General features: G+C 66.7%; 12 protein-coding genes. 5 read left to right on the plus strand and 7 right to left on the minus strand.

Annotated elements, in window-relative coordinates:
- Nucleotides 1–8 precede the first annotated feature (8 nt).
- The gene (glgX, locus tag RIT73_RS10335) at nt 9–2,198 is read right to left on the minus strand and encodes a glycogen debranching protein GlgX (RefSeq protein WP_309131989.1); all 2,190 of its coding nucleotides are present in this window, start codon (nt 2,196–2,198) and stop codon (nt 9–11) included.
- Nucleotides 2,199–2,409: 211 nt separating this feature from the next.
- On the minus strand, nt 2,410–2,670 hold the full coding sequence (locus tag RIT73_RS10340) for a hypothetical protein (protein ID WP_309131990.1): 261 nt from the start codon (nt 2,668–2,670) through the stop codon (nt 2,410–2,412).
- 128 nt (nt 2,671–2,798) lie between these two features.
- Here RIT73_RS10340 and RIT73_RS10345 point away from each other — a divergent pair, with 128 nt between their 5' ends.
- From RIT73_RS10345 to RIT73_RS10355, 3 genes are read left to right on the plus strand one after another with little or no spacing between them, the layout of a single operon-like run.
- Nucleotides 2,799–3,437 carry a hypothetical protein gene (locus RIT73_RS10345; protein ID WP_309131991.1) on the plus strand — a complete coding sequence of 213 codons (639 nt, stop codon included), beginning with the start codon at nt 2,799–2,801 and terminating at the stop codon, nt 3,435–3,437.
- Entirely contained in the window at nt 3,437–4,483 is a 1,047-nt protein-coding gene (locus tag RIT73_RS10350) for a response regulator transcription factor (RefSeq protein WP_309131992.1), read from the plus strand. Before RIT73_RS10345 ends, RIT73_RS10350 begins: the two co-directional genes overlap by 1 nt.
- A gap of 4 nt (nt 4,484–4,487) precedes the next feature.
- Nucleotides 4,488–5,768, plus strand: coding sequence for a HAMP domain-containing sensor histidine kinase (locus tag RIT73_RS10355; protein ID WP_309131993.1), 1,281 nt, complete (start codon nt 4,488–4,490; stop codon nt 5,766–5,768).
- Between the two features lie 61 nt (nt 5,769–5,829).
- Here the strand turns inward: RIT73_RS10355 and otsB are convergent, their stop codons facing one another.
- The 3 genes from otsB to RIT73_RS10370 form a co-directional block, all read right to left on the minus strand.
- Nucleotides 5,830–8,475 carry a trehalose-phosphatase gene (gene otsB, locus RIT73_RS10360; protein WP_309131994.1) on the minus strand — a complete coding sequence of 882 codons (2,646 nt, stop codon included), beginning with the start codon at nt 8,473–8,475 and terminating at the stop codon, nt 5,830–5,832.
- A 20-nt stretch (nt 8,476–8,495) separates the two neighbouring features.
- Nucleotides 8,496–9,152, minus strand: a complete 657-nt coding sequence (locus tag RIT73_RS10365) for a hypothetical protein (protein WP_309131995.1) — start codon at nt 9,150–9,152, stop codon at nt 8,496–8,498.
- 122 nt (nt 9,153–9,274) lie between these two features.
- On the minus strand, nt 9,275–9,688 hold the full coding sequence (locus RIT73_RS10370; RefSeq protein WP_309131996.1) for a Rieske (2Fe-2S) protein: 414 nt from the start codon (nt 9,686–9,688) through the stop codon (nt 9,275–9,277).
- 135 nt (nt 9,689–9,823) lie between these two features.
- Between RIT73_RS10370 and recQ the strand changes: the two genes are divergently transcribed.
- Complete coding sequence (gene recQ, locus RIT73_RS10375) at nt 9,824–11,662, plus strand: DNA helicase RecQ (protein ID WP_309131997.1); 1,839 nt, start codon at nt 9,824–9,826, stop codon at nt 11,660–11,662.
- A gap of 73 nt (nt 11,663–11,735) precedes the next feature.
- On the opposite strand, the gene RIT73_RS10380 is transcribed toward recQ, so the two are convergent.
- Nucleotides 11,736–12,173: a VOC family protein gene (locus RIT73_RS10380; protein WP_309131998.1), complete on the minus strand. Its 438-nt coding sequence runs from the start codon at nt 12,171–12,173 to the stop codon at nt 11,736–11,738.
- Nucleotides 12,174–12,461: 288 nt separating this feature from the next.
- Here RIT73_RS10380 and RIT73_RS10385 point away from each other — a divergent pair, with 288 nt between their 5' ends.
- Nucleotides 12,462–12,881, plus strand: coding sequence for an OsmC family protein (locus RIT73_RS10385; RefSeq protein WP_309131999.1), 420 nt, complete (start codon nt 12,462–12,464; stop codon nt 12,879–12,881).
- A gap of 36 nt (nt 12,882–12,917) precedes the next feature.
- Here RIT73_RS10385 and RIT73_RS10390 read toward each other — a convergent pair whose 3' ends face one another.
- Nucleotides 12,918–13,799: a PPK2 family polyphosphate kinase gene (locus tag RIT73_RS10390; RefSeq protein ID WP_309132000.1), complete on the minus strand. Its 882-nt coding sequence runs from the start codon at nt 13,797–13,799 to the stop codon at nt 12,918–12,920.
- Between the last annotated feature and the right edge of the window lie 5 nt (nt 13,800–13,804).

A 13,804-nucleotide genomic window follows, 5' to 3' on the forward strand; every position in this document is an offset into this window, starting at 1 on the left:
GAGACTGGCTATGCGTCGGAATCGATCGCGGCGAGGTTGACGGTCCGGCCCGCCAGCGATGCCTCCACCGAATGATCGGCCTCGGCGATCTCCTCGGCGTGTGCCCGGAGGACGACGAGCGACTTGGCATCGACCGTGAGCCCGCTTCCGGCTTCGCAGCGGTCCTCGTCGGTGTTCCGGCCGCCGGTGTCGATGACGACGGTCCAGGCCGGACCGTACTCCTCGTTCGGGAGGGTGAAATTCACCTCGTCGTCGTTGGCGTTGTAGAACATGATGAAGTGAACGTCGGTGATCGGTTCGCCCCGGTCGTCCACGCCTCGGATGCCTTCGCCGTTCAGCCAGACGCCGATCGAACGACCGAAACCGGAGTTCCAATCATCGGTGATCATCTCTTCGCCGTCATGGTTGAGCCAGACCAGATCGGGCAGCGGATCCTCAATCCCGGTGCGAACGGGATTCCCATCGAAGAAGCGGCTGCGCCGGAATGTCGGATGATCCTTGCGCAGTCTCCCGATGGCAGCGGTGAATTCGATCAGCGGCTCGTCGGCGTTCTCCCAATCGATCCAGGTCAGTTCGGAATCCTGGCAGTAGGTGTTGTTGTTGCCCTGCTGGGTGCGGCCCAGCTCATCACCGTGCAGCAGCATGGGCACGCCCTGGGAGAGCAACAGGGTGGCGATCAGGTTGCGCTGCTGCCGGGCCCGCAGGCCGAGCACCTCGGGGTCCTCGGTCGCGCCCTCAACTCCGCAGTTCCACGATCGATTGTGGGATTCGCCGTCGTTGTTGTCCTCGCCGTTGGCGTCGTTGTGCTTGTCGTTGTAGGACACCAGGTCGCGCATCGTGAAGCCGTCGTGAGCGGTGACGAAGTTGATCGAGGCGAAGGGACGGCGCCCGGAGGTCTCGTACAGGTCTGCGGAGCCGGAGATCCGGGAGGCGAATTCGCCGATCGTCGAGGGCTCGCCGCGCCAGAAGTCGCGGACGACGTCGCGGTACTTCCCGTTCCATTCGGTCCACTGCGGGGGGAAGTTCCCCACCTGGTAGCCGCCGGGGCCGACGTCCCAGGGCTCGGCGATGAGTTTGACCTGCGAGACCACCGGATCCTGCTGGACGAGCTCGAAGAACGTCGACAGCCGGTCGACGTCGTAGAACTCGCGGGCAAGGGCTGAGGCCAGGTCGAAGCGGAAGCCGTCGACATGCATCTCCTGCACCCAGTAGCGCAGCGAATCCATCAGGAGTTGCAGCGCGTGCGGCTGCCGGACGTTGAGGGTGTTGCCGGTGCCGGTGTAGTCCATGTAGTACTCGGGATCGTCCTCGACGAGACGGTAGTAGTGCGCGTTGTCAATCCCGCGGAACGACATCGTCGGGCCCAGGTGGTTGCCCTCCGCCGTGTGGTTGTAGACGACGTCGAGGATGACTTCGATGCCCGCGTTGTGCAGGGCGCGAACCATCGATTTGAATTCCTGAACCTGCTGACCGATCTCCCCGGTGGCCGCGTACTGGTTGTGCGGCGCGAAGAAGCCGATCGTGTTGTAGCCCCAATAGTTCGACAGGCCCTTCTGCAGCAGCGTGTGGTCGTGCACGAACTGGTGCACCGGCATCAGCTCGATCGCGGTGACGCCGAGACGCTGCAGATGGCTGATGATCGCCGGATGCGCGACGCCCGCGTAGGTTCCGCGCTGTTCCTCCGGCACCTCGGGATGCCGGGCGGTCAGTCCCTTGACGTGGGCTTCGTAGATGACGCTCTCATAATAGGGAGTCTTCGGGGCGCGGTCTCCCTGCCAGTCGAAGTACGGGTTGATGACGACGCCGTGCATCATGTGCTTGGCGGAATCGGCATCGTTGCGGGTCTCCGGCGAGCCGAACTCGTACGAGAACATCGCCTGGTCCCAGTCGATGTCGCCGGCAACCGCCTTCGCATAGGGGTCGAGCAGGAGCTTGTTCGGGTTGCAGCGCTGACCCTGTTTCGGATCGTAGGGACCGTGGACGCGGTAGCCGTAGCGCTGGCCCGGCTCCACCTGCGGAAGGTAGCAGTGCCAGACATAGGCATCGGCCTCGGTGACCGGGATGCGGGTCTCGGTGCCGTCTTCGTCGAACAGGCACAGCTCCACCGATTCGGCTGCTTCGCTGAAGAGCGCGAAATTCGTTCCTGAGCCGTCGTACGTCGCGCCCAGCGGATAGGGGTTGCCCGGCCAAACCTGCATAAATTCTCCTGTGTGGTGTTCGGCTCGAGGCCTCGTTCGTTCAACCCTACTGGGCATGTGCTCATGGGCAGGTGCTCACTGGTGCGTCACGTCCCTGCGGCCGGGACCGATGGTCACCGCCGCAGCGGGAGTCGCTCATCGGCTGCTGCCGGAGCTGCTCGCGTCGCAGGGACAGAAGCCGGTTCGCTCCAGTCGGAGCGAACCGGGTCCGTCACTTGAGGACTGGGAAACTCTGGTCGTTCTGCTTGTCGTTGCGCATGACCCAGTTGAGGACACAGGCGGTCAGGCTGACGGCGACGAAGGCGATCGCCGCGTAGAGGAAGCTGTGGCCGAACGCAGACGCGTCCTGCCAGGCCCGCGTGACGATGATGGAGAGGATCAGCACCGCGACGCCGCAGACCAATCCCACCCGCAGCGCGTCCTTGTATGACACCACGCTGGAGGACTTCTTGGATGATTTCGACGTAGCCATGACTCCAGCGTACCGAGTCCAGCTGAGAATCACTCCAGCGCACACCCAGTGCCTCACCCATCCCCGCGCAACTCGCCGCATCCGGCCCGCAGGTGGACTCCCTGCACGGGACAGGCGAAAATGGCAGCGTGACCCTCCCCTTCCGGCGGACCTCCGAGGAGGCGCCGCGTCCGCTCAAGACGCTCGTCGCCGCCTTCCTCATGGCCGCTTCGCTCCTGGTCCTGAGCCTGGTCCTGAGTTCGTGCGGTCCCGACGAGGGCCTGCGGGTCGAGCCGGTCGACGACACCTCTCCGACTGCCTTCGAACAGCCCTCCGGCAGCGCCGGCCCTCCCGACGAGCCGTTCAGTCTGAAGCAGATCCGCAAGGCGATCGAGCGGAGCTCGGGGAAAGCGGTGACCGGCAATGCGCCGGAGACCGAGACCGTCATCGCCGGCTGCAGCGATTGCCTGGCATTCGCCAAGCCGTTCACCGGCGGGGATCAGAAGTTCCAGGTCGTGACGGTGGCCAATCCGAAGCAGAGGAGTGAGACCATCGCCGCCGTCGTCGTCAGCGCCGACGACGACGAGCCGAAGCTCGAACTCATCGCGACCGGCAATCAGCTCACCCTGACTCCAGGAAGGAATGGGACACTGGTAGTGCAGGAGGCGATGTACGTCGACGGTGACGATTCCTGCTGCCCATCTGGCTGGTCGGTGCAGGTTTTCCGCCTCCATGACGGTAGGTTTGAATCGGGTCAACGCTTCACGCGTCTTAATGGAGAAACATAATGCATATTGTGCTGGTCGAGGATGACGAAGTCATCCGGGAGACAACCCAGATCGGGCTCGAACGGTTCGATTACACGGTGTCTGCATTTGCCGACGGCCGGGAGGGCTACGAGTTCGTCGCCGCCCACGGCGCCGACGTGCTGCTCCTCGACCTCATGCTGCCCACCATGAACGGCGCCTCGATCTGCCGCGCCATCCGTGAACGCTCGACCATCCCGATCATCATCATCTCCGCCCGCTCGGACTCGATCGACATCGTCCAGGCCCTCGAGGCCGGCGCCGACGACTATCTCACCAAGCCCTTCGACATGCAGGTGCTCAACGCCCGCATCCGCGCCGTGGTCCGGCGCTTCATCACCACCGGCACCGACTGGCTCGGCTACTCCCCGACGACGGGGACCTCCTCGGCCCACGAGACCGTGATCGGCCCCGGGGGAATGATCACCGGTGACGGAATCCCCGAGGTGCTCGGGCCCAGCCCCGGGATGGACAACCACGATCGCCTCCGCGCGCAGCTGAGCTCCGATGACACCTACCTCGGCGAGGGCGGGAGGTTCACCTCCGCACCCGAGCCCGATTCCGAGGAATACCTCGGCGATGTCAGCGTCCTGCCGCGCACCGAGGACCCGGTCGGCGGTCCCGCTCACCGCGGGCAGGCGTATCAGAGGCCCCGGCATGGTGCCGCGGTGCCCGGCAGGTCCACCGGGGCGACCGCCGGTGGAGCCTCCCACCAGGCGGCGGACAGCGGAGAGCTGGGACCGTTCCGGACCCGTCTGGGCTCCCTCGTCCTCGATACCGGCCGCCTCACCGTCGAAGTCGACGGCGAAGAGGTCCACCTGACCCCGACCGAGCTGCGCGTGCTGCTCCTGTTGACCGAACAGCCCGAGCACGTCTACTCCCGCGAGAAGATCGCCTTCACCGTCTGGGGCTACGAGTGGGCCGGGGACTCGCGGGTCGTCGACGTCCACATCCAGCGCCTGCGGAAGAAGATCGGTGCCCACATGATCGAAACCGTGCGCGGATTCGGATACCGATTCGCGGGCTGATCCGATGTCACTGCGCTGGAAGATCTCCCTCCTCATCGTCGCCTCCGTGATCATCGCGGTGCTCTCCTGCAGCATCATCCTGCGCCAATCGGCCGCCCGCGCCGAGGACGACAGGATGCGCGAAACCGTGACGGAGCAACTGAGCAACGCGGTGACGATCTTCTCCGAGACCGGGGTGCTCACGCTCAACGCCCGCATCGACGACCCGGAGCTGCCCGCCGACGCGCGCGCCGCCGCGCTCAAGGGCCAGAGCGTGACGATCCGGTCCGAGGTCGACGGGGAGGAGATCGTGTGGGCGGCCGCCCCGATCGAGGTCGGCACCTACACCGAGGTGATCTCGGTGCGCGCGTCGACCGAGGACAGCCAGGAGCTCATCGGCCGCATCGACCAGGCGCTTCTGGTCGGGATGATCGGCTCCGCCCTCGTCGTCGGCGGCATCGGCTCGCTGGTCGCCGGGCGGATCTCGCGGAGGCTGACCCTCGGCGCGCAGGCCGCACGGAAGATCGCCGCCGGTGACACCTCGATCCGGATCGCCGACGTCGTCGACGAATCCGACCAGGAGGTCGCGGCCTTCGCCTCGGCGGTCGACACCGCCGTCAGCCGCCTGACCGAGCGCATCGACTCCGAACAGCGCTTCACCGCCGACCTCGCGCACGAGATGCGCACGCCGCTGACCGGGCTGGTCAATGCCGCGAACCTGCTGCAGGAGGACTCGCGTCCGGCCGAGCTCGTCAAGGACCGGGTGCAGCGGATGCAGGTCCTCGTCGAGGATCTGCTCGAGGTCTCCCGCCTCGACGCCGGCCGGGCGAACCCGGAGTTCACCCGCGTCGACATCGATCAGACTATCCGCTCCCTGCTCGGGACCATGACCGCCTCCGGGGCACTGGCCGGGCACCGGATCGACACCCACCTGGCGGCGCTCAACTCGACCCTCGTCACGGATGTCCGCCGCTTCGAACGCATCGTGTCCAACCTGCTGGTCAACGCGATCAAACACGGCGCGGACCCGATCCGGTTGGAGACGAGCACCCGCAGCCTCACCGTCACGGACTCGGGACCCGGCTACCCTGCCGACATCGTCGACACCGGACCGACCCGCTTCGTGTCCGCCGGCGGAGGCGGAATGGGGCTGGGCCTGGTCATCGCTCAGGGCCAGGCCAGGCTGCTCGGCATCCGCCTCGTGTTCAGCAACGACCCGATCACTTCAGGTGCCCGCACCGAGGTGATCTTCCCCGATCAGGAAGCCCAGGAGCAGGCGCTGCGGCAGTACCTAGAATCGCGCTGAGGACGAGGGACCCAGCCGCCGAGGAGGCTGAACCGCGCCGCTGAGGACGACGAACGCCCGCTCAGGACGGGCGGTGAGCGTCGAGGAGCTGCGCGGCGCGGATGTAGCCCAGATGCGAGTACGCCTGCGGGTGATTGCCCAGGTGCATCTCGGCGACCGGGTCGTACTCCTCGGCCAGCAGACCGGTCGGTCCCAGCAGGTTGTCGAGCTGCCGGAACAGGTCCCAGGCGTCGTCGATCCGACCCACCTTGATGAATGCCTCGATCAGCCACGTGGTGCAGATGTGGAACCCGCCCTCGAGCCCGGGCAGACCGTCGTCGTAGCGATAGCGGAACACGGTCGGCCCGACCCGCAGGTCCCGCTCGATCGCGTCGACGGTGGAGATGAAGCGGGGATCGTCGGGCTCGAGGAGCCCGCTCAGGCCCACGAACAGGCATGCCGCGTCGAGGTCCTTCTCCCCATAGGCGACGGTGAAGGCCCCGACCTCTTCGTCGTACCCGTTGGTGAGCACATCGTGCGCGATCTCCTCGCGCAGCTGCCGCCACGCCCCGATGGGCTCCCGATCGAAGCGCTCGGCGATCCGCAGTGCCCGGTTCACGGTCACCCAGCACATCACCCGGGTGTAGACGTTGTGCTTGGGCGGGCGCCTGGCCTCCCAGATCCCGTGATCGGCCTCCAGCCACCGCTTGCTCACGGCTTCGACCATCTGACAGGTCAGGGTCCAGTAGTCCTCGGGCAGTTCGCCGAGGTGTTCGGTGATTTCGTCGAGGAGCTCGGTGATCGGTCCGAAGACGTCGAGCTGGACCTGGTGCTCAGCGGCGTTGCCCACCCGCACCGGGCGGGACCCGGCGTACCCGGGCAGATGCGCGAGCACCGCCTCGGTGGTCAGCGCCGAGCCGTCCACCGCGTAGAGGGGATGGAGCTGTTCGGGAGCCGCGGTGTGGGCGAGGATGCCGGTGAGCCAGGACAGGAATCCCTCCGCCTCGGCGGTGGATCCGAGCGAGAGCAGCGCCCGCGCGGTCATCGAGCCGTCCCGCAGCCAGGTGTAGCGGTAGTCCCAGTTGCGGACGCCGCCGATTCCCTCCGGCAGCGAGGTCGTGGGGGCGGCGAGGATGCCGCCGGTCGGTTCGTGGCACAGCGCACGCAGGGTGATCGCCGACCGGATCACCTCCTCGCGGTGGTGGCCCGGGAGGGCCAGGGTGTCGACCCAGTTGCTCCAGAAGCTCAAGGCGCGCTCACGGATGAAACGCTCCCCGCCGGTGGCCATGTACCGGGCGTCTCCGGAGGCGTTGCCGCAGGCGAGGACGAGCACGACCACTCCGCCCGGCTGCTCCGAGGGGACGACGACCGCCTCGGTGGTGTGGGACTCCCCCGCCTCCTGAAGGTCGAACGTCAGCCCCGGGGCGTAGAGCTGGATCGGCTCGGAGGTCCCGAGGACGCTGACGCCGTCGGGCGTGGTCACCATCCGCGTCGACACGGTCCCGTAGTCGAGGCGCGGCGCGAACTGGATCCGTGCTTCAGCGTCGCCGGTGAGCACACGCACGAGGATCGTGTCGTCGCTGTTCGACTCGACCGGAGCCAGGTAGTCGATGCAGCTCAATCCCGCCCACCGGGTCTCGAGCATCGTCGAGTGGGTGATGTAGCGCTGGGTCAGCGGCGCGGCGCCGGACGCGGCTTCGACGGCGAAGTAGCCGGCCGCCTCGGATCCGAGGATCTCGGAGAACATCGATGCCGAATGGGGCAGCGGATGCGGCATCCAGCAGATGCTGCCATAGGGGTCGACGAGGGCCGTGGACTGGCCGTTGCCGAGCAGGCTGTGCCGGTGGATCGGCGTCGCCTCCCGTCCGAACAGCCACGCCTTGCGCATCTCGAAGATCGCGGACAGGACGATCGAGACCTCTTCGGGGGAGCTCAGACGGAATTCGGCATGAGTCTGCACCGGCTCGGGCCCGACCTTGAGACCCAGGTCGAGTTCGCCGAGTGTCTCCAGCGCCTTCTCATCGGCGATATCGTCGCCGATGAAGACGACCACCTCGGCGCCGACCTGCTCCCGCAGACGCATCAGCGCCTCAGCCTTCGACGACGGCACGACGGCGAGGTCGATGACCTGCTTTCCACGGGTGACGTAGATCCTGTGCCGGTCCGCGAGGTCGTCGACGACGCCTTCGATGCGGTGCTGTTCGTCGACCGGCAGGCCGCGCAGGTGCACGGCCGCACCCGTCGTCTTGTGCTCGATCAGCCCCAGCGGCAGCGCGTCGACGAGGTCCCGGCGGAAGTCGGTGAGGACAGAGAGCTGAGCCGGGCTCAGCGCATCGAGGGCAGCCGTGTCCGTCTCACCGCCGTGCGACCCGAACAGGTGGACCTCCCGGGGCAGCCGCGACATGGCCGCGAGGTCGCGGAGACTGCGGCCGGAGATGACCCCCGCCGAGGTGGACGGCAGGGTCGCGAGCGCCCGCATCGAATCGACGGAGGCGTCGAGCGGGTAGGCCTGGCTCGGGTGATCGACGATCGGGGCGATGGTGCCGTCGTAGTCGGTGGCGACGAGCAGGGACGGTGAGCGTGAGACTTCGAAGAGCCTCCGGAACAGTTCGGAGGGGAGTTCGCGGCTGGCTTCGGCCAGATCGCCGAGGAGTCCCGACGCGGGGACCGAAGCGGCCACGGGGATGAGCGGGGAAACGTGATCGTAGTCGTGCTCGACAGTACTCATGTCACCTCGGGCTTCTTGTCTCAGGAGTCTTCTTCGGTTCGGGGTGTGGAGTCCGGGTCGGTCTCGGAGGAGCCGGCGTCGGCGGTCACGGCCTGCTTCGCCCGGCTCAGTCGGGAGTAGCCGCCGATGATGAAGATGACGCCGGCGATGAGTGTGGCGGCCCCGGTGAACCCGAGGATCGCCAGCGCCTGGAAGTCATCGCCGAAGATCAGGATGACGCCGAGCAGGCCATGGCATCCGGCCGAGATGAGGAAGTCCGACGCCATCGGATGGTCTTTCAGCTGCCGGTGGTTCCACAGCTCGATGAGTCCGTGCAGCAGCGCCCAGATGCTCAGCGCCGCCCGCAGCTCGGAGGGCTGATCCGCGAGGAACAGGAAGACGATCGCCGGGATCGTGATCACCGCCTGCCCGAACATCGCCGTGCGCACGCTCAGCGGTGCGCGCAGGGCCTGGTAGACGAGGGCGAGCGCGAACAGCACCAGGTAACTGATGCTCAGCAGGTCGACGACGTCGACGCGCAGGGACAGCTGGGTGGGATTGTGGGAGTCCCGCGGCCAGAAGACGGTCGCGAAGCCGAAGAGCACGCCGAGGACTCCACGGATGATCATGGGCGTCCCGAGTGCCCTCGCTTCGGCGAGGGGCCGGGTGAGCGCTGTGCGCGGTTCGTCGGTACTCATCACGGGTTCAGTCTAGTGACTTCCCGGCAGCTCTGTCCGACACGCTCGGGCCCAGAGTTGCGAATTTCACGCCGAACGACAAGGCGCCTTTCTTCTGTTGCGGCGCCCTCGTGCCCGATCGGTCAGGAGATCGTCAGGGTCCCGCCCGACTCCTCCACGGTGAACTTCTGCAGGGGATCGGTCGCCGGCCCGGTGATCACCTCACCGGAAGTGGTCGAGAACTGCGAACCATGGCACGGGCAGGTGATCTTGTCCTCTGTCACGGTGCGCACCTGGCAGCCCTGGTGGGTGCACACCGAGGTGAACGCGTGGAACTCCCCCGCCTTGGGCTGGGTCACGACGTAGGTCTCGTCGACGACGGTGCCGGAGCCGACCGGGACATCGTCTGCCGGGACGCTCGCCCCAGCCCCTCCGGACTCCTGCCCCGAGCCCTGCTTCTGGTCGTCGGTCCCGCACGCCGAGGTGAACGCCGCCGTGCCGCCGATCACGCCGGCCGCGCCCGCTCCCTTGATGATGGTGCGTCGATTCGCTTCCATACCCGCTCCTGAGTTCTGGTCGGCAGTCCCTGCTTCACAGACTAGCGCGTCCGGCAGCGCTCCAGCGGGGTCAATCGCGCCTGCGCCGGGTCGGGGGCTTGGGGGCGTGTCAGCTGCGTCCACTAGGCTGAAGGCATGACCACAGCCGCCACGACCTCCCCGCTCGACGTGCTCCGCGATGTCTTCGGTTATGAGGAGTTCCGCGGGCAGCAGGCGGCCGTCGTCGACCACCTCGTAGGGGGCGGGGACGCCGTGGTCCTCATGCCCACCGGCGGAGGCAAGTCCCTGTGCTATCAGATCCCGAGCCTCGTGCGCCCCGGGACGGGCGTCGTCATCTCCCCGCTCATCGCGCTCATGGCCGATCAGGTCGCTGCCCTGGACAACCTCGGCGTCCGGGCCGCCTACCTCAACTCGACCCTCGACTTCGAGCAGGCGCAGGATGTCGAGCGCAAGCTCCTCGAGGGAGAGCTCGACCTGCTCTACCTCGCACCCGAACGACTCGTGCTGCCGCGGACGATGGCGCTGCTCGAGCGCGCCGAGGTCGCACTGTTCGCCATCGACGAGGCGCACTGCGTCTCCCAGTGGGGCCACGACTTCCGCAGCGACTACCTCGGCCTCGGGGTGCTGGCGCAGCGGTTCCCGACCGTCCCGCGCATCGCCCTGACCGCCACGGCGACCCCGGCCACCCACGCCGAGCTGACCGCCCGCCTGCATCTCGCGGACGCTGAGCATTTCGTCGCGAGCTTCGACCGACCAAACATCACGTACCGGATCGAACCGAAGAACTCCGCCCGTACGCAGCTGCTCAATTTCATCACCACTGAGCATCCCGGGGACTCGGGGATCGTCTACTGCCTCTCCCGCCGTGGGGTCGATCAGCTCGCCGAGGCGCTCGTGGCCAGGGGCATCCCCGCACTGCCCTATCATGCGGGTCTGCCCGCCGGGGTGCGCGCCGACCACCAGGCCAGGTTCCTCCGCGAGGACGGCCTGGTCATGGTTGCGACGATCGCCTTCGGCATGGGCATCGACAAGCCGGATGTCCGCTTCGTCGCCCACCTCGACCTGCCCCGCAGCGTCGAGGGCTACTACCAGGAGACCGGCCGCGCCGGGCGGGATGGGCTGCCGGCGGATGCGTGGATGGTCTACGGGCTCGGCGACGTCGTGTCCCAGCGTCGGCTGATCGAATCCGGTGAGGGCGATCAGGTGTTCAAGCGCCGGGCGATGTCCCACCTCGACTCGATGCTCGCCCTCTGCGAGACCGTCGACTGCCGACGAGTGCAGCTGCTGCGCTACTTCGATGAGGAGTCGGGGCCGTGCGGCAACTGCGACACCTGCGCCACCCCGCCGGCGACCTGGGATGCGACGGTCGCGGTGCAGAAGCTGCTCTCGGCCGTCATCCGTCTCGACCGCGAACGAGGCCAGCGTTTCGGCGCGGGTCAGATCATCGACGTCCTGCGCGGCAACGACAATGAGCGGTCGCGGGCGAGCGCGCACCAAGAGCTCAGTGTCTGGGGCATCGGCGACGACCTCAGCGAAGCCGAATGGAAGACCGTGATCAGGCAGGTGCTCGCGCGCGGGCTCCTCGAATCGCATGGGGACTACGGAGTGCTCGTCCTCGGCGAGGACACCGGTCCCGTCCTGCGGGGAGAGTCAGCGGTGTTCCTGCGGGTGGATCCGGTCCGGAAGCCGGGATCGAGCGCGAGGAAGAACGGCTCGAAGCTCCGAGGTGACCCGGCTGAGTCGCTCGACGCCGCGGACTCCGCCCTGTTCGAGTCGCTGCGCACATGGCGTGCGGAGCAGGCGAAGGAACAGGGCGTGCCCGCCTATGTCGTCTTCCCCGATGCCACGCTCTACGGGATCGTCGAGGCCAGGCCGTCGTCGATCGCGGAACTCGGTGGAGTCAGCGGTGTGGGGCTGAAGAAGCTCGAGCGCTACGGGCCTGGCGTCCTCGAGATCATCGCCGGCCGGGGCTGAGCCCTGGGCGCTCAGCCCTGGACGCTCAGCCCTGGGCGCTCAGCCCTGCACGGTCCTCAGCCCTGCGCGGTCCTCAACCCTGGGCCTGCTCGGCCATGAAGGCCTCGGGGCCCTGCTCGGCAGCCTTCGGGTCCATCCACATGAACTCGAGGATGTTCCCGTCCGGATCGGTCATGCTGATCGAGTACATGAAACCGTAGTCCTGCGGCTCCTTGTTCTCTCCTCCACCGGAATCGAGGATGGTCCGGCGCATGGCGTCGACCTCCTCCCGGGACTGTCGGCTCAGTGCGGTGAGCACCTGAGCGGTCGACTGGGGATCGGCGATCGGCTTGTCGGTGAACGACCCGAGGTACTCCTTCGTGAGGATCATGAAGAAGATGTTCTCGTCCCACTTCACACAGGCAGCATTGTCATCGGTGAATTCGGGCACGATCTCGGTGCCCAGCGCGGTGTAGAAGGACTTCGCCTTCTCCAGGTCGGTGGTCGGCAGATTGACGAAGATCTCGGTCATGATGGCCTTTCACAGAGTGCGCGGAGGCGCAGGGATGGGGATTGGATGAGAATCGACCTCGACCGCGAGACCGATGTGACTCATATCACTACCATCGTCCCAGGGAGACCGCTTGTCAACGGTGCCCTTGACGGACCGAGCCCCCGCACCGGAACAGCAGACCGAGATTTCCCAGGGAGAAGATGGTCGATTTTCGGTATCGAGTTCGACCATCTCCTCCCTGGAAATCCTCACAGGTCCTGCCGAGGCCGGCTTCATTACGCGCACGATCCCTGACACGATGAGCACATGAGTGAAGACACATACGGCATCGAGCTGACCAGAATCGCAGAGAACCACTATCGCGCAGCCGCCCCGAGCGGTGCCAGCATCGAGTTCGGGCGGGGCGAGGGCCTGATGACTCCCGTCGAGCTGCTGCTCGCTGCAGTCGCCGGCTGCTCCTCGATCGACGTCGACACCGTGACCAGCAGGCACACCGAGCCCCTCCGGTTCGACGTCTCGGCGACCGCGAAGAAGCTCGACGAGGATGGCGCCTCACGTCTCGACGACGTCCACCTCGACTTCGATCTCGAATTCCCAGACGACGAGGCCGGCCGTCGCGCTGACTCGCGAGTGGAGAAGCTCGTCGGCCTCTCGCACGACAAGTACTGCACCGTGTCCCGCACAGTCGAGCACGAGACGGGAGTCGACTTCACCATCCGGCGCTGACAGAAGCACACAGCGCTGATCCTCAGGTGGCGATCCTCAGGTGGCGAGCAGTCGCCTCTTCTCCGCCTCGACGTCGAAGTCGGCCTCCGGCCACTGAGGGCCGATGTCCTCAAGAGCCTCCTGCAGCAACCGCTGGACTGCCAGTCGCGAGTACCATTTCCGGTCCGCGGGCACGACGAACCAGGGAGCCGCCTCGGTGGACGTGCGGTCGAACACCGTCTGGTAGGCCTCCATATAGTCCGGCCACAGTCGGCGTTCGTCAACGTCCCCGGGGTTGTACTTCCAGTGTTTGTCCGGGCGGTTCAAGCGTTTGAGCAGACGGTCACGCTGTTCGTCTGGAGAGATGTGGAGCATGACCTTGACGATCCGCACACCCGCCTCGGCGAGTTCGGCTTCGAAGTCGTTGATGGCCTGAAACCGCTGCTCGATCTCCTCGGGGTTGGCCAGTTCGCGGACCTTGCCGATGAGCACGTCCTCATAGTGGGACCGGTCGAAGACGCCGATCATTCCCGGGCCGGGCACCCGGCGACGGATCCGCCACAGGAAGTCGTGGGCGAGCTCCTCGGCAGTCGGCTTCTTGAACGCCGCCAGCTCGATCCCCTGCGGGTCGACCGCACCCACGACGTGGCGGACGATCCCGCCCTTGCCCGCCGTGTCCATGGCTTGGAGCACGAGGAGCACTGAGGGTCCAGAATCAGCTTCATGGTGAGCGGCGTAGAGGCGCTCCTGGAGGTCGCCGAGCTCGCGAGCACAGGCAGCCAGCCCATGATTCGCTGCCCTCTTGTCGCCCTGATAGCCGGGAGTAGCTCGAGTGTCGACGGCGTCGAGTCGGAACCCCTTCTCCACTCGCAGCAGACCTGTCGGATTCTGCGTCCATCGACCGCTGCTCGGTGCTTCGTCGGTCCTTGTCTGTGTCATGCGTT

It is taken from the genome of Brevibacterium sp. (genome assembly GCF_031179145.1).
Taxonomy (GTDB): domain Bacteria; phylum Actinomycetota; class Actinomycetes; order Actinomycetales; family Brevibacteriaceae; genus Brevibacterium.